Source organism: Frigoribacterium sp. MCBA15_019 (assembly GCF_001864945.1).
Taxonomy (GTDB): domain Bacteria; phylum Actinomycetota; class Actinomycetes; order Actinomycetales; family Microbacteriaceae; genus Frigoribacterium.
On sequence record NZ_MJGS01000021.1, the window covers coordinates 90,000 to 109,112 of the forward strand.

19 protein-coding genes are annotated in these 19,113 nt (G+C 70.0%); all 19 read left to right on the top strand.

Annotated features, from left to right (window positions below; translation table 11 throughout):
• Positions 1-3 precede the first annotated feature (3 nt).
• The 19 genes from rpmI (at position 4) to tyrS (ending at position 18,980) form a co-directional block, all read left to right on the top strand.
• The gene (rpmI, locus tag BIV04_RS15255) at positions 4-198 is read left to right on the top strand and encodes a 50S ribosomal protein L35 (RefSeq protein WP_043596704.1); all 195 of its coding nucleotides are present in this window, start codon (positions 4-6) and stop codon (positions 196-198) included.
• A gap of 30 nt (positions 199-228) precedes the next feature.
• Positions 229-615 carry a 50S ribosomal protein L20 gene (rplT, locus tag BIV04_RS15260; protein WP_043596706.1) on the top strand — a complete coding sequence of 129 codons (387 nt, stop codon included), beginning with the start codon at positions 229-231 and terminating at the stop codon, positions 613-615.
• 125 nt (positions 616-740) lie between these two features.
• The gene (locus BIV04_RS15265; RefSeq protein WP_071257385.1) at positions 741-1,541 is read left to right on the top strand and encodes an RNA methyltransferase; all 801 of its coding nucleotides are present in this window, start codon (positions 741-743) and stop codon (positions 1,539-1,541) included.
• A gap of 129 nt (positions 1,542-1,670) precedes the next feature.
• Entirely contained in the window at positions 1,671-2,408 is a 738-nt protein-coding gene (locus BIV04_RS15270) for an amino acid ABC transporter ATP-binding protein (protein ID WP_071257335.1), read from the top strand.
• 102 nt (positions 2,409-2,510) lie between these two features.
• Positions 2,511-3,374 (top strand): glutamate ABC transporter substrate-binding protein, encoded by an 864-nt coding sequence (locus tag BIV04_RS15275; protein ID WP_071257337.1) that lies wholly within the window; start codon positions 2,511-2,513, stop codon positions 3,372-3,374.
• A 75-nt stretch (positions 3,375-3,449) separates the two neighbouring features.
• Complete coding sequence (locus BIV04_RS15280) at positions 3,450-4,118, top strand: amino acid ABC transporter permease (RefSeq protein WP_071257339.1); 669 nt, start codon at positions 3,450-3,452, stop codon at positions 4,116-4,118.
• Positions 4,115-5,032 carry an amino acid ABC transporter permease gene (locus tag BIV04_RS15285; RefSeq protein ID WP_071257341.1) on the top strand — a complete coding sequence of 306 codons (918 nt, stop codon included), beginning with the start codon at positions 4,115-4,117 and terminating at the stop codon, positions 5,030-5,032. The genes BIV04_RS15280 and BIV04_RS15285 overlap by 4 nt, the downstream gene beginning before the upstream one ends.
• A 94-nt stretch (positions 5,033-5,126) precedes the next feature.
• On the top strand, positions 5,127-6,167 hold the full coding sequence (pheS, locus tag BIV04_RS15290; protein WP_071257342.1) for a phenylalanine--tRNA ligase subunit alpha: 1,041 nt from the start codon (positions 5,127-5,129) through the stop codon (positions 6,165-6,167).
• On the top strand, positions 6,167-8,677 hold the full coding sequence (gene pheT, locus BIV04_RS15295; protein WP_071257344.1) for a phenylalanine--tRNA ligase subunit beta: 2,511 nt from the start codon (positions 6,167-6,169) through the stop codon (positions 8,675-8,677). Before pheS ends, pheT begins: the two co-directional genes overlap by 1 nt.
• Before the next feature lie 59 nt (positions 8,678-8,736).
• Positions 8,737-9,786 carry an N-acetyl-gamma-glutamyl-phosphate reductase gene (argC, locus tag BIV04_RS15300; protein ID WP_071257346.1) on the top strand — a complete coding sequence of 350 codons (1,050 nt, stop codon included), beginning with the start codon at positions 8,737-8,739 and terminating at the stop codon, positions 9,784-9,786.
• Entirely contained in the window at positions 9,783-10,940 is a 1,158-nt protein-coding gene (argJ, locus tag BIV04_RS15305) for a bifunctional glutamate N-acetyltransferase/amino-acid acetyltransferase ArgJ (RefSeq protein WP_071257348.1), read from the top strand. The genes argC and argJ overlap by 4 nt, the downstream gene beginning before the upstream one ends.
• Positions 10,940-11,986, top strand: a complete 1,047-nt coding sequence (gene argB, locus BIV04_RS15310; protein WP_083396520.1) for an acetylglutamate kinase — start codon at positions 10,940-10,942, stop codon at positions 11,984-11,986. Before argJ ends, argB begins: the two co-directional genes overlap by 1 nt.
• Positions 11,987-11,988: 2 nt before the next feature.
• The gene (locus tag BIV04_RS15315; protein WP_071257349.1) at positions 11,989-13,185 is read left to right on the top strand and encodes an acetylornithine transaminase; all 1,197 of its coding nucleotides are present in this window, start codon (positions 11,989-11,991) and stop codon (positions 13,183-13,185) included.
• Complete coding sequence (gene argF, locus BIV04_RS15320) at positions 13,182-14,102, top strand: ornithine carbamoyltransferase (RefSeq protein ID WP_071257352.1); 921 nt, start codon at positions 13,182-13,184, stop codon at positions 14,100-14,102. The genes BIV04_RS15315 and argF overlap by 4 nt, the downstream gene beginning before the upstream one ends.
• Before the next feature lie 53 nt (positions 14,103-14,155).
• Positions 14,156-15,358 (top strand): argininosuccinate synthase, encoded by a 1,203-nt coding sequence (locus tag BIV04_RS15325; RefSeq protein WP_071257355.1) that lies wholly within the window; start codon positions 14,156-14,158, stop codon positions 15,356-15,358.
• On the top strand, positions 15,355-16,821 hold the full coding sequence (gene argH / locus BIV04_RS15330; protein ID WP_071257358.1) for an argininosuccinate lyase: 1,467 nt from the start codon (positions 15,355-15,357) through the stop codon (positions 16,819-16,821). The genes BIV04_RS15325 and argH overlap by 4 nt, the downstream gene beginning before the upstream one ends.
• Positions 16,818-16,955 carry a hypothetical protein gene (locus BIV04_RS17215; protein WP_161805559.1) on the top strand — a complete coding sequence of 46 codons (138 nt, stop codon included), beginning with the start codon at positions 16,818-16,820 and terminating at the stop codon, positions 16,953-16,955. The genes argH and BIV04_RS17215 overlap by 4 nt, the downstream gene beginning before the upstream one ends.
• A 31-nt stretch (positions 16,956-16,986) precedes the next feature.
• The gene (locus BIV04_RS15335; RefSeq protein ID WP_071257360.1) at positions 16,987-17,631 is read left to right on the top strand and encodes a DNA-3-methyladenine glycosylase; all 645 of its coding nucleotides are present in this window, start codon (positions 16,987-16,989) and stop codon (positions 17,629-17,631) included.
• 110 nt (positions 17,632-17,741) lie between these two features.
• Positions 17,742-18,980, top strand: a complete 1,239-nt coding sequence (gene tyrS / locus BIV04_RS15340; RefSeq protein WP_218141861.1) for a tyrosine--tRNA ligase — start codon at positions 17,742-17,744, stop codon at positions 18,978-18,980.
• Positions 18,981-19,113 lie beyond the last annotated feature (133 nt).

Here is a 19,113-nt window from a genome sequence, read left to right on the forward strand (position 1 = left end):
GACATGCCCAAGCAGAAGACCCACTCCGGCGCCAAGAAGCGCTTCAAGGTCACCGGTTCCGGCAAGATCATGAAGCAGCAGGCTGGCATGCGCCACAACCTCGAGGTGAAGAGCGCCAAGCGCAAGGCTCGCCTGAACCAGGACCAGGTGCTCGCGCCCGCTGACGCCAAGGTCGCCAAGAAGCTTCTCGGTCACTGACCGCTGACACGAACGTAGAGGAACAAGAAAATGGCAAGAGTCAAGAGAGCGGTCAACGCCGCCAAGAAGCGTCGCGTCATCCTCGAGCGTGCCGAGGGTTACCGCGGTCAGCGTTCGCGCCTGTACCGCAAGGCCAAAGAGCAGGTCACGCACTCGCTCGTCTACTCGTACCGTGACCGTCGTGCACGCAAGGGCGAGTTCCGCCGCCTGTGGATCCAGCGCATCAACGCCGCGTCGCGTGCGAACGGCCTGACTTACAACCGCCTCATCCAGGGTCTGTCCCTGGCCGGCGTCGAGGTCGACCGCCGCATCCTGGCCGAGCTGGCCGTCAACGAGCCCGCCACGTTCGCGTCGCTCGTCGCCACCGCCAAGGCCGCGCTGCCCGCCGACACCTCGGCCCCCAAGGTCGCCGCGTAGTCGCACCCGCACCACCCTCGAGGCCCGACGGCCCGACACCTGCACCGGTGTCGCCGTCGGGTCTCGTGCGTCTGCGGCAGGCGTCCGTCCTCGTGCGGCATCATGGACGGGTGCCCCACGACTCCCTGCTCGACAATCCCCGTTCACCCCGAGTCCGGGCGGTGGCCAAGCTCTCGAAGCGCGACGCCCGCACCGAGACCCGCACGTTCCTGCTCGAGGGGCCGCAGTCGGTCGGTGAGGCCCTGGCCTTCCGGCCCGAGCTGATCGTCGAGCTCTTCGGCACCCCGACCGCGCTCGAGCGCTACCCCGAGGTGGCGGCCGCCGCCGACGCCGAGGGCATCGACGTCCAGTTCGTCACCGAACCGGTGCTCGAGGCCATGGCCGACACGGTCACGCCGCAGGGCATCGTCGCCGTCTGCCGGCAGTTCCCCACGTCGGTGAAGGACGTCTTCGCTGCCGAGCCGAAGCTCATCGTGATCCTCGAAGAGGTCCGCGACCCCGGCAACGCGGGCACCATCATCCGGGCCGCGGACGCCGCGGGCGCCGACGCGGTCATCATGACCGGCCGCAGCGTCGACCTCTACAACCCCAAGGTCGTGCGGTCCACGACGGGCTCGCTGTTCCACGTGCCGGTGGCCGTGGGCGTCGAGCTGCCGGCGATCGTCGACCGGTGCCGTGAGGTCGGCCTGCAGGTGCTCGCCGCCGACGTCAAGGGAGACGACCTGCTCGCCGCCCGCACCGAGGGCGTGCTCGCCGAACCGACCGCCTGGCTCTTCGGCAACGAGGCCCGGGGTCTCACCGACATGGACCTCGCGCGTGCCGACCGTGCCCTGGTGGTGCCCATCTACGGTCACGCCGAATCGATGAACCTGGCGACGGCGGCCTCGGTGTGCCTCTACGAAAGCGCCTTCGCCCACCGCAGCTAGCGCCTCCTCGTCCACCAGGAGGCGCGGGTCGGCTCCCACGGGCACGTCGCTTCCGAACACGTCGTTTCGTTTTCATTAAGAATCCACTGTGAATTTGACCCCGACCTGGGGGTCTGTTTGTGTGGGCGCATGGAACCCCTCGTCGTGGTCGATCACGTCAACAAGCACTTCGGTGACCTGCACGTCCTGAAGGACATCACCACGACGGTGGGCAAGGGCGAGGTGGTCGTCGTGATCGGCCCGAGCGGTTCGGGCAAGTCGACCCTCTGCCGGGCCATCAACCGTCTCGAGACCATCGACGACGGCGTCATCACGATCGACGGAACGCGTCTGCCCGAAGAGGGTGCGGCGCTCGCCCGTCTGCGTGCCGACGTCGGCATGGTGTTCCAGAGCTTCAACCTGTTCTCGCACAAGACGATCCTCGAGAACGTCATGCTGGGCCAGCTCAAGGTGCGCAAGCGCACCAAGGCCGAGGCGCGCGAGCGGGCGATGCAGCTGCTCGAGCGCGTCGGCGTCGCGAACCAGGCCGACAAGATGCCGTCCCAGCTCTCGGGCGGCCAGCAGCAGCGCGTCGCGATCGCCCGGGCTCTGGCGATGGACCCCAAGGTGATGCTCCTCGACGAGCCCACCAGCGCGCTCGACCCCGAGATGATCACCGAGGTCCTCGACGTCATGGTGCAGCTCGCGAAGGACGGCATGACCATGATCGTCGTCACCCACGAGATGGGGTTCGCCCGCAAGGCCGCCGATCGTGTCGTCTTCATGGCCGACGGTCAGATCGTCGAAGAGGCGACGCCCGAGCAGTTCTTCACCGACCCGCAGTCGACCCGCGCCCAGGACTTCCTCGCCAAGATCCTCACGCACTGAGCAGGCGCGGCCGAGTCCGCGCCCGCCACCCGGCACCCGAACCGCCGGCCCACGACACCCGATCGCCGCCCGGCGTCCGGGTCACCCAGCAAGGAGATCAGAATGCGACTCAGCAAGGGATTCGTCGCCGTAGCCGCAGCAGCCGCCGTGGTCCTCGGCCTCACGGCCTGCACCGACTCGTCGGCCCCGGCCGTCGACGTCGAGACGCCGGCCGACTTCGCCGAAGGCAGCACCATGGCCCGCCTCGCCGACGCCGGTGAGATCACCATCGGCACCAAGTTCGACCAGCCGCTGTTCGGGCTGGCCAACCCCGACGGCGTGCCCGAGGGCTTCGACGCCGAGATCGGCAAGCTCGTCGCCGCCAAGCTCGGCATCGAGGCCGACAAGATCACGTGGGTCGAGACCGTCTCGGCCAACCGCGAGCCGTTCATCCAGAACGGCCAGGTCGACCTCGTCATCGCGACCTACACGATCAACGACGATCGCAAGAAGGTCGTCTCGTTCGCCGGCCCGTACTACACGGCTGGTCAAGACCTACTCGTGCTCGACGGCAACCCCGAGGGAATCGAGTCCGCCGACGACCTGGCCGGCAAGAAGGTCTGCACCGTCAGCGGCTCGACCAGCGAGAAGAACGTGGCCGAGTACACGACCGACATCCTCGCCACCGACACGTACTCGAACTGCCTCGAGCCCCTCCGCACCGGTGCGGTCTCGGCCGTGACGACCGACAACGTGATCCTGGCCGGCCTCGCCGACCAGAACGAGGGCGAGTTCGAGGTCGTCGGCGAGCCCTTCACCGAAGAGCCCTACGGCATCGGTCTGGCCCTCGACGACACCGACTTCCGCATGTTCGTCAACGACACGTTGCAGGACGCCGAGGACGACGGCACCTGGGACGAGCTGTGGGAGAAGACCGCGGGCAAGGTGCTCGACACCCCGACGCCGCCCACGATCGACCGCTACTGACACCACGCGGGCACCCGGGGCGACCAGCCCCGGGTGCCCGCGTCCTGCCCCGACCGAAGGACCCCGTTGAACCCCTTGGACGTCATCCCCGGCTTCGACGCCGTGACCGACAACTGGCCCCGCTTCTGGGGCGGCTTCGTCACGACGCTGCAGTTGCTCGTTCTCTCGGGCCTCGGAGCCCTCGTGATCGGCTTCTTCGTGGCCGCGCTGCGCATCTCGCCCGTGGCCTCCTTCCGGACCTTCGCGACTGTCTACACCGAGGCCCTGCGGAACATCCCCCTCACGCTCGTGCTCTTCTTCTGCGCCTTCGTCCTGCCGTACCTCGGAGTCGACTTCGGCACGTACTTCCCGTTGGCCGTCATCGGGCTGACGGCCTACACCTCGCCGTTCGTGGCCGAGGCCATCCGTTCGGGCATCAACGGCGTCCCGGTCGGGCAGGCCGAGGCCGCGCGTAGCATCGGTCTCGGGTTCGGCCAGACGCTCGGCCACGTGATCCTGCCGCAGGCCATGCGCATGGTCGTGCCGCCGCTGATCAACGTCTTCATCGCCCTCACCAAGAACACCTCGGTGGCGGGCGGGTTCTTCGTCGCCGAGCTGTTCGCCGCCGGACGATACATCGCCAACGACCGCGGTGACGCCGTCATCACGACGCTGCTCGCCGTGGCGTTCTTCTACCTGGTCGTCACCATCACGCTCGGCCGTCTCGCGGCCGTGGTCGAGAAGAAGGTCGCAGTCCTCCGATGAGCACCTCCGTCCTCTACGACGCCCCGGGGCCGAAGGCCCGTCGCACGTCGCGGATCATCTCGGTGGTCGGCGTCGTGCTCGTCCTGGCTCTGATCGCCTCCCTCGTGTACCTCCTCGGCCGCCCCCGCATCAGCGCGAACGGTGCCGAGAGCCCCGGCGTGCTCGACGCGTCGCGGTGGGACATCCTCGGTGACCTCGCGCTCTGGCGGGCGATCGGCCGAGGCTGGCTGGCCACCGTCCAGGCCGCGGCCGTCGCGTCCGTCCTCGCGGTGGTCATCGGCGTCCTGTTCTCGTTCCTGCGGACGGCACGATCCGCCTGGGTGCGGGTTCCCACGACGGTGGTGCTCGAGTTCTTCCGCGGAATGCCCGTCCTGCTGATGATGCTGTTCATCCTGCTGGTCTTCTCGACCGGGGCCTTCTGGGCCGTGGTCGCAGCACTGGCGGTCTACAACGGGGCGCTCATCGGCGAAGCGCTGCGCGCGGGCATCGCCTCGCTGCCGAGGGGACAGCGTGAGGCCGGCCTCGCGATCGGGCTCACCCCCGTCCGCACGCGCTTCGCCATCGAGTTCCCGCAGGCCTTCCGCCAGATGCTGCCGATCATCCTGGCGCAGCTCGTCGTCCTGCTGAAGGACACGTCGCTCGGTTACATCGTCGGCTACGTCGAACTGACCCGAAGCGGTCTCACCCGCTTGGGCACGTACTACGGCAGCACCTACACGTTCACCCTCTTCGCCGTCGTGCTCGTCGTCTACCTCGCGACGAACCTCCTGCTCTCGTGGGTCGTCCGCGTCGTCGACCGACGCACGGGTCGGCGAGCGGTCGTCGCCAAGCGCCGGGGCACGCCGAAGGACCCGGGCATGTTCGCCCGCGGTGGCCGCTACGAGTCGGACCACGTGTCGGGCCGCGCGACCTGACCCGGTCCGTCCGCTCGTCCCCAGCCCGCGCCTCCTCGTCGACCTCGACCAGGAGGCGCGGGTCGCCTCCCAACGATCGCTAAGCTTGGTTCTCGTGTCAGACTCCGCCCCCCTCTCCGAAGACGCCGTCGCGTCGGCGGTCGACGCCGCTCTCGCGGCGATCGCCACGGCCGCCACCGTCGCCGAGCTCAAGACCGCCCGTGCGCAGCACGTCGGCGAGGCGTCGGTGCTGGCCCGCCTGAACGCCGGTCTGCGCGACCTGCCGAACGACCAGAAGGCCGCGGCGGGCAAGCTCGTCGGCCAGGCCCGCGGGCGCGTCGGCCAAGCCGTCGCCACGCGCGAGGCCGAGCTGGCCGTGATCGAAGAGACCGCCCGGCTCGAGGCCGAGACGGTCGACGTCACGGCCCTGCCGTCCCGTCGTCGCCCCGGGGCCCGTCACCCCCTGACGCTGCTGCAAGAGCGGATGGCCGACCTGTTCGTCGGCATGGGGTGGGAGGTCAACGAGGGCCCCGAGCTCGAGCACGAGTGGTTCAACTTCGACGCCCTGAACTTCGACGCCGACCACCCGGCGCGCGCCATGCAAGACACGTTCTTCGTCGACCCCGTCGACCGTCACCTGGTTCTTCGCACGCACACGTCGCCGGTGCAGATCCGCACCCTGCTGTCCAGAGAGCTTCCCGTCTACAACGTCGCCGTCGGCCGCGTGTTCCGTACCGACGAGCTCGACGCGACGCACACGCCCGTCTTCACGCAGCTCGAGGGCATCGCCGTCGACGAAGGCCTGACGATGGCCCACCTGCGCGGCACGCTCGAGCACCTCGCGCGCTCGATGTTCGGCGCCGAGGCGCAGATCCGCCTGCGCCCCAACTACTTCCCCTTCACCGAGCCCAGTGCCGAGATGGACGTCTGGCAGCCGAACGCCAAGGGCGGCGCGCGGTGGGTCGAGTGGGGCGGCTGCGGCATGGTCAACCCCAACGTGTTGCGCGCGGCGGGCATCGATCCCGGGCGCTACCAGGGCTTCGCCTTCGGCATGGGCATCGAGCGGACCCTGCAGTTCCGCAACGACCTCAACGACATGCGCGACATGGTCGAGGGCGACGTCAGGTTCAGCGAGCAGTTCGGGATGGTGGTCTGATGCGGGTTCCGCTGAGTTGGCTCGGCGAGTTCGTCGAGCTGCCGGGCGACGTGTCGCTCGAGAGCGTCCACGCCGCCCTCGTGGCGGTCGGCTTCGAAGAAGAAGACGTGCACGTCGGCGACGTGACCGGGCCCCTCGTGGTCGGTCAGGTGCTCGAGTTCACACCCGAGCCGCAGAAGAACGGCAAGACGATCAACTGGTGCCAGGTCGCCGTGGGTCCGAACGCGGCCACCGACCCGGACGACGTCCGCGGCATCGTCTGCGGCGCCCACAACTTCGTCGTCGGCGACAAGGTCGTCGTGTCCTTGCCCGGTGCCGTGCTGCCCGGGCCCTTCCCGATCGCCGCCCGCAAGACCTACGGGCACGTCTCCGACGGCATGATCGCCTCGACCCGCGAGCTGGGCCTCGGCGACGAGCACGACGGCATCCTCGTCCTCTCGTCGCTGGGTCTCGACCCCGAGGTCGGCACCGACGCGATCGCGCTGTTGGGCCTCGACGAGGCGGCGGTCGAGATCAACGTCACGCCCGACCGGGGCTACGCCTTCAGCATCCGGGGGGTGGCCCGCGAGTACTCGCACGCCACGGGGGCATCCTTCCGCGACCCCGCGTCGCTCGTCTCGCCGACCCCGTCCTCGGGCTTCTCGGTCGTCGTGGACGACCGGGCGCCCGTGCGCGACCGCGTCGGCGTCCAGACCTTCACCACCAAGGTGGTCCGCGGCATCGACGCGACCCGTCCCACCCCTCCGTGGCTCGCGTCGCGCTTGCGACTGGCGGGGGTCCGCAGCATCTCGCTGCCGGTCGACGTCACCAACTACGTCATGTTCGAGCTCGGTCAACCGATCCACGGCTACGACCTCGACAAGGTCAGCGGCGGTCTCTCGGTCCGCCGGGCCGCACCGGGCGAGCGCCTCGAGACCCTCGACGGCCAGGTCCGCGACCTGCACGCCGAAGACCTCGTGATCGCCGACGAGTCGGGTGCCGTGGGCCTGGCCGGCGTCATGGGCGGCGCCTCGACCGAGATCGGTGCGACCACGACCGACGTCCTCGTCGAGGCCGCGACCTTCGACCCCACGTCGATCGCGCGGACCGCCCGCCGTCACAAGCTGCCGAGCGAGGCGTCCAAGCGATTCGAGCGCGGTGTCGACCCGCAGGTGGCCGAGGCGGCCGCCCAGCGCGTGGTCGACCTGCTCGTCGAGCTCGCCGGTGGCACGGCCGACACGCTCGGGTCACGGTGGGACGCGTCCACCCCGCCCGACACGATCACCCTGCCGGCCGACCGCGCTGCGCGCCTCATGGGCGTCGACTACACCGACGACGAGGTCTCCGGTGCTCTTTCGGCCATCGGGGCGAGCGTCGAGCGGTCCGGTCACGACTGGCTCGTGACCCCGCCGACCTGGCGCAGTGATCTGGTCGACTCCGCATCGCTCGTCGAAGAGGTCGCCCGCATCACGGGTTACGACCGCATTCCCTCGGTGCTGCCCGTCGCCCCGGCCGGTCGTGGACTGTCTCGTGAGCAGCAGCTGCGCCGGCAGGTGTCGAACGGCCTCGCCGCGGCCGGCTCGACCGAGGTCGCCGCGTACCCGTTCGTCTCGTCGGCCCAGAACCTCGCCTTCGGATCGGCCGACGGCACGTCGTCGCCGGTCGTCCGGCTCGCGAACCCCCTCGACTCGGCAGCGCCCGAACTCCGTCGGTCGCTGGTGCCGGGGCTGCTCGAGGTCGCCCGCCGCAACCTCGGTCGGGGTCTCGTCGATCTCTCGGTGTTCGAGGTGGGCACCGTCTTCCTGCCTTCCGACGGCGTCACCTACGGCAGCGACGACGTCCCGTTCGGGGCCGCCCGCCCCGACGATGCGACGTTGCGCTCCCTCGCCGAGGCCTTGCCGCCCCAGCCACGGCACCTCGGTCTCCTCACGGTCGGCACGGTCGTCGACCGCGCCCCGGGGCAATCCGCCGTCCCGGCGTCCCTCGCCGACGTGCTCGACGCCGTGGGCGTCGCCGCGTCGGCCGTCGCTGCCGAAGTCACCTTCCGGCAGGCCCGTCACGTCTCGCTGCACCCCGGCCGCACGGCCGAGGTGCTCGTCGGTGACGAGGTCGTGGGCATCGCGGGTGAACTGCTGCCGAGCGTGGCAGCCGAGCTCGACCTGCCCCGGGTGGTCGCCGTGGCCGAGGTCGACCTCGACCGTCTGATCGCCCTCGCAGTCGTCGAACCGGCCACCTCGGCCCTGTCGTCCTACCCCGCGGCCACGCAAGACCTGTCCCTCGTGGTGGGCGTCGACGTCCCCGCGGGCGACGTGCTCGCCACCGTGCGCGAGGGCGCGGGCCCCCTGCTCGAGACCGTCCGGCTGGTCGACGACTACCGTGGCGCCGGACTGCCCGACGCCTCGAAGTCGCTCACCTTCGCCCTTCGCTTCCGGGCCGACGACCGCACCCTCACCGCGGCCGAGGCCTCCGAGGCCAAGTCCGGCTCCGTCCGCCTGGCCGGCGAGCGATTCGGGGCGGCGCTCCGCGACTGACACTCGCCCGGCGCCGCCGCCCCTGATCCCAGGCCGATTTCGAACATTAGGGTGGACGCATGCCTTTCTCCGTTGCCGTGGCCGGCGCGAGTGGTTACGCCGGTGGTGAGCTCCTGCGCTTGCTGGCCGAGCATCCCGACTTCGAGGTGCAGACCGTCACCGCGTTCCAGAACGCCGGTCAGCGACTCCTCTCGGTGCAGCCGCACCTGCGCTCCTTGGCGCACCTGACCCTGGTCGAGACGACGCCCGAGGCCCTCGCGGGCCACGACGTCGTGTTCCTCGCCCTGCCCCACGGCAAGTCGGGGGCGATCACCGCCCAGCTGCCCGACGACACTCTCGTCGTCGACTGCGGTGCCGACCACCGACTGACCGACGAGTCCGCCTGGCAGGCGTTCTACGGTGGCGAGTTCTACGGAGCGTGGTCGTACGGCCTGCCCGAGCTCGTCCTCGGCGACACCCCGGGCCGCCAGCGCGACGTCCTGGTGGGGGCCAAGCGCATCGCGGTTCCGGGCTGCAACGTCACCGCGGTCACCCTGGGCCTGGCACCCGGCGTGCAGGCGGGCGTCGTCGAGACCGCCGACATCGTGACCGTCTTGGCCGTGGGACCGTCCGGGGCGGGCAAAGCGCTGAAGACGCACCTGCTGGCGAGCGAGCTCATGGGGTCGGCGTCGGCCTACGGCGTGGGCGGCAGCCACCGACACATCCCCGAGATCCAGCAGAACCTGCGCGTGGCCGGTGCGACCGAGGTGAACGTCTCGTTCACCCCGGTGCTCGTCCCGATGGCGCGCGGCATCCTCGCCACGACGACCGCTCGTCTCGCGCCGGGCGTCACCGCCCACGACGTGCGATCGGCCTGGCAGCAGGCCTATGCGAACGAGCCCTTCGTGCACCTCCTGCCCGACGGTGAGTTCCCCCGCACGGCCGACACGATCGGGGCCAACACCGCCCTGATCGGGCTCGCCGTCGACGAGTCCGCGGATCGCGTCGTCGTGGTCACGGCCCTCGACAACCTCGTGAAGGGCACGGCCGGTGCCGCCGTCCAGTCCGCCAACATCGCTCTCGGCCTGCCCGAGACCACCGGCCTCGGCCAGAACGGAGTCGCCCCGTGAGCGTCACCGCAGCAGCCGGTTTCGAGGCCTCCGGCGTCGTCGCCGGCCTCAAGAGCTCGGGCGCGCCCGACGTCGCCCTGGTCGTCAACCGGGGTCGCAGCACGGCCGCGGCGGCCGTCTTCACCAGCAACCGGGCCAAGGCGAACCCCGTCCTCTGGTCGCAGCAGGTGATCGCCGACGGTCGCGTGGACGCCGTCGTCCTCAATTCCGGAGGCGCGAACTGCTTCACAGGAGCGTTCGGCTTCCAGACGACCCACTCCACGGCCGAGACCGTGGCCGCCGCCCTCCAGCTGTCTGCGACGGACGTCGTCGTCTGCTCGACGGGCCTCATCGGAGTCGGCGACCAGATCTTCCGTGACAAGGTGCTGAGCGGTTCCACCGCGGCGGCCGGCGCCCTGTCGGTCGACGGCGGCCTCGACGCCGCCACGGCCATCATGACGACCGACACCACGCCCAAGCAGGCCGTCGTCTCGGGCGACGGATGGGTCGTCGGCGGAATGGCCAAGGGTGCGGGCATGCTGGCCCCAGGCCTCGCCACGATGCTCGTCGTGCTCACGACGGACGCCGACGTCGACGCGTCGGGTCTCGACTCCGCGCTCCGCGAGGCGACCCGGGTCACCTTCGACCGTCTCGACTCGGACGGCTGCATGTCGACGAACGACACCGTCGTGTTGCTGGCCAGCGCCGAGTCCGGTGTCGCGCCTCCTGCCGATGTCTTCTCGGCGGCGGTCACGGCGCTCTGCGCCGACCTCGCCGAGCAGCTGCAGGCCGATGCCGAGGGCGCCTCGCACGACATCCGCATCGAGATCGTGGGGGCGGCGTCCGATGACGACGCCGTCGAGGTGGGTCGTTCGATCGCACGAAACAACCTGTTCAAGGCGGCCGTCTTCGGCAACGATCCCAACTGGGGTCGCGTGCTCGCGGCCATCGGCACCACGTCGGCCGAGTTCGACCCGTACGACGTCGACGTGACCATCAACGGCATCCGCGTCTGCCACGCCGGGGCACCCGATCGGCCGAGCGACGAGGTCGATCTGACCCCGCGAGCGGTCCACGTGCTCGTCGACCTGAAGACGGGCCCGGCCGAGGCGACCATCCTGACGAACGACCTCACGCACGACTACGTGCACGAGAACAGCGCGTACTCCAGCTGATGGGCGTCCACACGAGCACCGGCGCCACCGCGGCCGACGAACAAGAGCTGGCCGCGGTCAAGGCCTCGACGCTGATCGAGTCGCTGCCCTGGCTGAAACGCTTCTCGGGCAAGGTCGTCGTCGTCAAGTTCGGCGGCAACGCCATGGTCGACGACGCCCTCAAGCAGGCGTTCGCCGAGGACATGGTCTACCTGCGCTACGCCGGGTTGCACCCGGTGGTCGTCCACGGCGGGGGGCCTCAGATCTCGGCCGCCCTCGACGCGGCCGGCATCGAGAGCGAGTTCCGGGGCGGCTACCGTTACACGTCGACCGAGGCGATCTCGGTCGTGCGCGACGTCCTGGCCGGCGAGGTCAACCGCGAGATCGTCGAGCTGATCAACGAGCACGGCGACCTGGCCCGCGGTGTCTCGGGCGAGGGCTCGACCTTGTTCGAGGGGCGCAAGCGCGGTGTGGTGGTCGACGGCGAGACCTTCGACCTGGGCCACGTGGGTGACGTGACCCGCGTCGACCCGTCGTCGGTGCTGGCCGAGATCGAGGCGGGGCGCATCCCCGTGGTGTCGTCCATCGCGACGAACACCACCGACCCCGAGCACGCCCTCAACGTCAACGCCGACGCCGCCGCGGGTGCGCTGGCGATCGCCCTCGGGGCGGCCAAGCTCGTCGTCTTGACCGACGTGGCGGGGCTCTACGCCGACTGGCCGAACCGCGACTCGCTCGTCGAGGCCATCACGGTTTCGGCCCTCACCGACATGCTCCCGACCCTCGAGTCGGGCATGATCCCCAAGATGCGCGCCTGCCTCGACTCGGTCGTGGGCGGCGTGGGCGGGGCGACCATCATCGACGGTCGCATCCCGCACTCGATCCTCCTCGAGGTGTTCACCCAGCGCGGGTCGGGCACCGAGGTGGTCCCCGACGACCGGGCGGCGTCGACCGGCGCCCCCGTCGTCACCTCGTTCGGCACCCCCGCCGGCGAGATCGTCACCACCGGGGGCACCGCCCCGGGTGGCCCTGCCGCGAGCGGCACCGACACGAAAGGACAGTCGTGACCATGATCCAGACCCAAGGCGGTACCTGGCAGCGCCGATTCGGCGACTCGATGATGCGCTCGCTGTCCACTCCGAAGGTGATGCTCGACCGCGGCGAGGGCTGCCAGGTCTGGGACGTCGACGGCAAGCGCTACCTCGACTTCCTGGCGGGCATCGCCGTGAACGCCCTCGGGCACGCCCACCCGGTGCTCGTCGAGGCGCTCACCGAGCAGGCGAGCAAGCTGATCCACGTCTCCAACTACTTCGCGACGGCCCCGCAGGTCGAGCTCGCCGAACGGCTGACCCGCATCAGCGGCGCCGGCGAGCGTGGGCGCGTCTACTTCGGCAACAGCGGAGCCGAGGCCAACGAGGCCGCGGTCAAATTGGCTCGACTCAACCGGGGTGACGGCTCACGTACCCGCATCCTCGCCCTGCAGAACTCGTTCCACGGGCGCACCATGGGTTCGCTCGCGCTGACCGGCAAGCCGGCGTTGCGTGAGCCGTTCGAGCCGATGATGCCCGGGGTCGAGCACATCGACACGACCGTCGAGGCCCTCGAGGCGGCCCTCGACGGGACGGTGGCCGCCCTGTTCGTCGAGCCGATCAAGGGTGAGGCCGGCGTCGTCGACCTGCCCGACGGCTACCTCGAGCGCGCCCGCGAGCTCACCACGAAGCACGGGGCACTGCTGATCCTCGACGAGATCCAGACCGGCATCGGTCGGACCGGCTCGTGGTTCGCCTTCCAGCAGCACGACATCGTCCCCGACGCCATCACCGTCGCCAAGGGCATCGCCGGGGGAGTCCCCATCGGTGCGCTCATCACCTTCGGCGACACGTCCGACCTGTTCGAGGCCGGGCAGCACGGCAGCACCTTCGGCGGCAACCCGCTCGCCACCGCGGCGGCCAACGCCGTGCTCGGCGAGATCGAGGCCAGCCAGCTCGTGCTCAACGCGATCGTCCGCGGTGACCAGCTGCGTGCGGCGATCGCATCCATCGGTTCGCCCCTCGTCCGCGAGGTCCGGGGCAACGGCCTCCTCATCGGCTTGGGGCTGGCGCGGCCCGTCGCGGCCCAGGTCGCCGCCGATGCCCTCGAAGCCGGCCTCATCGTCAACGCGCCGAACGACTCGAGCATCCGCCTCGCGCCTCCTCTGATCGTCGGCGACGACGAGATCGCCGAGTTCACCCAGATCATGACCACCGTCCTGAAAGGCCTCGAATGACCCGCCACTTCCTCCGGGACGACGACCTGACCACGGCCGAACAGCTCGAGGTGCTCGACCTCGCCGACGAGCTCAAGCGCGACCGCTGGTCGCAGCGGCCGCTGGCCGGTCCGCAGACCGTCGCCGTCATCTTCGACAAGTCCTCGACGCGTACCCGGGTGTCGTTCGCGGTCGGCATCGCCGACCTCGGCGGCAGCCCGTTGATCATCGCCACGGCGAACAGCCAGCTGGGCGGCAAAGAGACCCCGTCCGACACGGCACGCGTCCTCGAGCGCATGGTGTCCGCCATCGTCTGGCGCACCTACGCGCAGTCCGGCCTCGAAGAGATGGCGGCGGGCACGACCGTGCCCGTCGTCAACGCGCTGAGCGACGACTTCCACCCGTGCCAGCTGCTCGCCGACCTGCAGACCATCCGCGAGAAGAAGGGCACGCTCGCCGGGCTCTCGGTGGCGTTCGTCGGTGACGGACGCTGCAACATGGGCCAGTCGTACCTGCTGGCCTGCGCGACCGCGGGCATGCACGTCCGCATCGGCGCCCCCGAGGGCTTCCTGCCCGACCCGACCATCGTCACCGATGCCGAGGCGATCGCCGCCCGGACGGGCGGCTCCGTCCTGGTCACCACCGACGCGACCGAGGCCGTCGCCGGAGTCGACGTCGTCGTGACCGACACCTGGGTCTCGATGGGCAAGGAAGACGAGAAAGACGAACGAGTCGCCGTCTTCGGATCGTTCAAGGTCGACCAGGCGTTGATGGCCCAGGCCGACGACGACGCGATCTTCCTGCACTGCCTCCCCGCCGACCGCGGGTACGAGGTCACGGCCGACGTCATCGACGGCCCGACGAGCGTCATCTGGGACGAGGCCGAGAACCGGCTGCACGCTCAGAAGGCGCTGCTCACCTGGCTGCTGGCCCGCTGAGCACCCCCACCACCTCACACACGTAGACACACCCACACCACACAAGGAGAACCATGGCGGAACGCGTCGTCCTCGCATACTCAGGAGGCCTCGACACCTCGGTCGGCATCGGCTGGTTGGCCGATGCCACCGGTAAAGAGGTGGTCGCCCTCGCCGTCGACGTCGGACAGGGCGGCGAGGACATGGAAGACATCCGGCAGCGCGCCCTCGACTGCGGAGCGGTCGAGTCGGTCGTCGTGGACGCCAAAGAGGAATTCGGCACCGACTACCTGATGCCGGCCCTCAAGGCCAACGCGCTGTACCAGAAGACCTACCCGTTGGTCTCCGCCCTCAGCCGGCCGTTGATCGCCCGCCACCTGGCGTCGGTCGCGAAAGAGCTGGGCGCGAACAGCGTCGCCCACGGCTGCACCGGCAAGGGCAACGACCAGGTCCGCTTCGAGGCGGCCGTCGCGGCCCTCGCTCCCGACCTGACGAGCATCGCCCCGGTCCGCGACCTGGCCCTCACCCGGGACAAGGCGATCGTGTACGCAGAAGAGCACAACCTGCCCATCCGCCAGAGCGCCAAGAACCCCTACTCGATCGACAAGAACGTCTGGGGCCGCGCGGTCGAGACCGGATTCCTCGAGGACCCCTGGAACGCCCCGATCGAAGACCTGTACGAGTACACGCAAGACCCGGCGATCGTCAAGGACGCCGACGAGGTCGTCATCACGTTCGAGGCCGGCGTCCCGACCGCGATCGACAACGTGGCGTTTACCCCGCTGGGCATCGTCGAGCGCATGAACGAGCTCGCCGGCAAGCACGGCGTCGGCCGCATCGACGTCGTCGAGGACCGTCTCGTCGGCATCAAGAGCCGCGAGGTCTACGAGGCACCCGGCGCGATGGCCCTCATCGCCGCGCACGAGGCGCTCGAGGCCCTGACCATCGAGCGCGACCTCGGCCGCTACAAGCGCGGGGTCGAGGCCGAATGGTCGAACCTGGTCTACGACGGCCTGTGGTTCTCGGGTCTCAAGCGCTCGCTCGACGTCTTCATCGACGACACGCAGAAGTACGTGTCGGGTGAGATCCGTCTCAAGCTGCAGGGCGGACGCGCGGTCGTCACCGGGCAGAAGAGCGACGCGAGCCTCTACGACTTCGACCTCGCGACCTACGACACGGGCGACACCTTCGACCAGTCCCTGTCGAAGGGCTTCATCGAGATCTGGTCGCTGCCCAGCAAGATCTCGGCGCGTCGCGACCTGGCCCACGGGGCGTGACCGACGCCATCGGGTTCGGCGACGGGCCCGGCAAGAACGAGCGCGCCGGCGAGGCGGGTGCCCTCTGGGGCGGCCGCTTCGCCTCCGGGCCGTCCGCCGAGCTCGCGGCGCTGAGCAAGTCCACGCAGTTCGACTGGCAGCTGGCCTCGTACGACATCGCCGGGTCCCGGGCGCATGCCCGTGCCCTGGCGTCGGCGGGGTACCTCGACGCGTCCGAGCTCGACGCCATGCTGTCGGCTCTCGACCGGCTCGAGTCGGACGTGCTCGACGGGACGTTCACCGCGGCCGAGTCCGACGAGGACGTCCACTCCGCGCTCGAGCGAGGGCTCATCGGCATCGCCGGTGTCGAGCTCGGCGGCAAGCTCCGGGCGGGGCGCAGCCGGAACGACCAGATCGCGACGCTCGTGCGCTTGTACCTGCGCGACCACGCCCGCGTCATCGGTCGGCAGGTCGTCGACCTGGTCGACGCCATCGCGGGTCAGGCGACGGCTCACCCGACCGCTGTCATGCCCGGCCGCACGCACCTCCAGCACGCCCAGCCGGTCCTGCTGGCGCACCACCTGCTCGCGCACGCCTGGCCCCTGGTCCGCGACCTCGAGCGCCTGCGCGACTGGTCGCGTCGGGCCGGTGCCTCGCCCTACGGGGCGGGCGCCCTCGCCGGCAGCTCGCTGGGGCTCGACCCGCTTCTCGTGGCGACCGATCTCGGGTTCGACCGCACGACCGAGAACTCGATCGACGCGACGGCCAGTCGCGACGTGGTGTCCGAGTTCGCGTTCGTCACGGCGTCCATCGGCATCGACCTCTCCCGGCTCGCCGAAGAGATCATCCTCTGGAACACGCGCGAGTTCGGCTTCGTCCGACTGCACGACGCGTTCTCGACCGGGTCGAGCATCATGCCGCAGAAGAAGAACCCCGACATCGCCGAGCTCGCGCGCGGCAAGTCGGGCCGGCTCATCGGCAACCTGACCGGTCTGCTCGCGACGCTCAAGGGGTTGCCGCTGGCCTACAACCGAGATCTGCAAGAAGACAAAGAACCGGTGTTCGACTCGGTCGGCCAGCTCGAAGTCCTGCTCCCGGCGTTCACGGGCATGGTCGCGACCCTCGACTTCGACGAGCAGCGCATGGCCGAGCTCGCCCCGCAGGGCTTCTCGCTCGCGACCGACGTCGCCGAGTGGCTCGTCCGTCAGGGGGTCACGTTCCGTGACGCGCACGAGATCAGCGGCGAACTGGTCCGGTTCTGCGAGCAGCACGACCTCGAGCTGCACGAGCCGTCCGACGAACAGTACCGGTCGATCTCGGTGCACCTCACGCCCGAGATCCGTCCGGTCCTGACGGTCGAGGGCTCCATCGCCAGCCGTCGCGGTGCCGGCGGCACGGCTCCCGAGCGGGTCGCCGAGCAGCTCGCGCAGCTCACCGAGCAGATGCGACACCTCGTCCAGGCCCTCGCACCGGCGGCGGCGTGAGTCGTCGACGACCGGGGTCTCGAGACGATCGGCCGGTCCGTGCCTGGGTCGTGCCGGTCGTCGTCGCGATCGCCGTGGCGGTGCTCGTCGCCGTCGCGGTGATCGCGGTCGCCAGCGGCCAGCGCTTCTTCTGACCGCGATGATCGCTGTGGACACGGGGGAGCGGTGACGACGACACCGGCCGACGACGTCCTGGCGGCGTTGCTGGCCGAGCCGGCGCTGGTCGTCGCGCCGCGCCTCCTCGGTTCGATCTTCTGGTCGGGTGGTGTGGGGGTGCGCCTGACCGAGGTCGAGGCGTACCACGGTCAGGGGCAGGACCCCGGCTCGCATGCACACCGGGGCCCGTCGGCCCGCAACGGCAGCATGTTCGAGGGCGGCGGGACGCTCTACGTGTACCTGTCGTACGGCATCCACCGCTGCGTCAACGTCGTGTGCGGTCCCGAGGGCTACGCGTCCGGTGTCCTGTTGCGCTCGGGTGAGGTGGTGGCCGGCGTCGACGAGGCACGAGCCCGCCGGTCGACGTCGCGGACCCCGGACGACCTGGCTCGCGGTCCCGGCCGACTCGGTTCCGCGCTCGGCATCGAGCTCGACGACGACGGCTCGCACCTCGTCGCCGACACCCCCGGTCAGGAGGCGCGGTTCCGGTTGCGCCTCCCGTCCGCACCGGTCGGCCCGGTCGCCGCCGGCCCGCGTGTCGGTGTGTCGGGTCACGCCGGTGGCGACGCCTTCCCGTGGCGGTTCTCGCTCGAGGGCGATCCGACGGTCTCGCCGTACCGTGCAGCCGTCTCACGAAGGCGCGGTGGGGCGTGACGGAGCAGACGGTGGCCGCTGGTAGCGTTTCGCGGGTGACCAGTCAAACGACCGCAGACGTCCTGGCCGCCCAGAGCAACGACCCCTCGTTCGACGACGTGTGGGACGAGATGCAGTGGCGCGGCCTGGTGCACGTCTCGACCGACGCCGACGACCTGAAGACCCTGCTCGCCGGCCCGCCGATCACCTACTACTGCGGCTTCGACCCGACGGCCCCCAGCCTGCACCTCGGCAATCTCGTGCAGTTGCTCACCATGCGTCGCCTCCAGCTCGCCGGTCACCGGCCCCTGGGTCTCGTGGGTGGGTCGACCGGCCTCATCGGTGATCCGCGTCCGACCGCCGAGCGGGTGCTCAAGACTCCCGAGCAGACGGCCGAGTGGGTCGACCGCATCCGCGTGCACGTCGAGAAGTTCCTCTCGCCCGACGGTGACAACGGTCTCCGCGTGGTGAACAACCTCGACTGGACGTCACCGCTCAGCGCCATCGAGTTCCTGCGCGACATCGGCAAGAACTTCCGCGTCAACACGATGCTCAAGAAAGACGCCGTGGCCGCGCGTCTGAACTCCGACGCCGGCATCAGCTACACCGAGTTCAGCTACCAGATCCTCCAGGGCCTCGACTTCCGTGAGCTCTACCGCAGCTACGACTGCGTCCTGCAGACCGGCGGCAGCGACCAGTGGGGCAACCTCACCAGCGGCACCGAGCTGATCCGCCGCACCGAGGGCGTCTCGGTGCACGCGATCGGCACGCCGCTGATCACCAACACCGACGGCACCAAGTTCGGCAAGAGCGAGGGCAACGCGGTCTGGCTCGACGCCGAGCTGACCAGTCCGTACGCGATGTACCAGTTCTGGCTCAACACCGACGACGCCGACGTCGTCCCGCGGCTCAAGGTGTTCACGTTCCTCTCGCGTGCCGAGATCGAGCGGCTCGAGAAGGCCGTCGCCGACGAACCCTTCCGACGGGAGGCGCAGCGGGCGTTGGCCTGGCACGTCACGTCCCTGGTCCACGGCACCTCGGCGACCCAGTCGGCCATCGATGCCGCCGCAGCCCTTTTCGGCCAGGGTGATCTCGCCGTCCTCGATCAGCAGACGCTCGCCAGTGCGATCGCCGAGTTGCCGGCGGCAACGGTCGACGCGTCGACCACCATCGCCCAGGCGTTGGTCGACACCGGACTCGTCGCCTCGTTGGGGGCGGCTCGCCGGGCCACGGCCGAGGGCGGGATCTACGTGAACAACGCCCGGGTCGAGAACGGTGAAGCCCTCGTGGCGGACTCTCGACTCGACGGGGGAGTCGTCGTACTCCGGCGGGGCAAGAAGACGCTGGCCGGCGTGACCGTGAAGGTCTGACCCACGTCGACATGCTGCATCGGAGAAGCCCGCTTCCTCCTCGAGGAAGCGGGCTTCTGTCGTCCCGGGCCGCGCTCGGCGCTTCGATCCCCATGTTCCCCGGCCTGTCCCCGGCGACACGCCCGGGATGCAG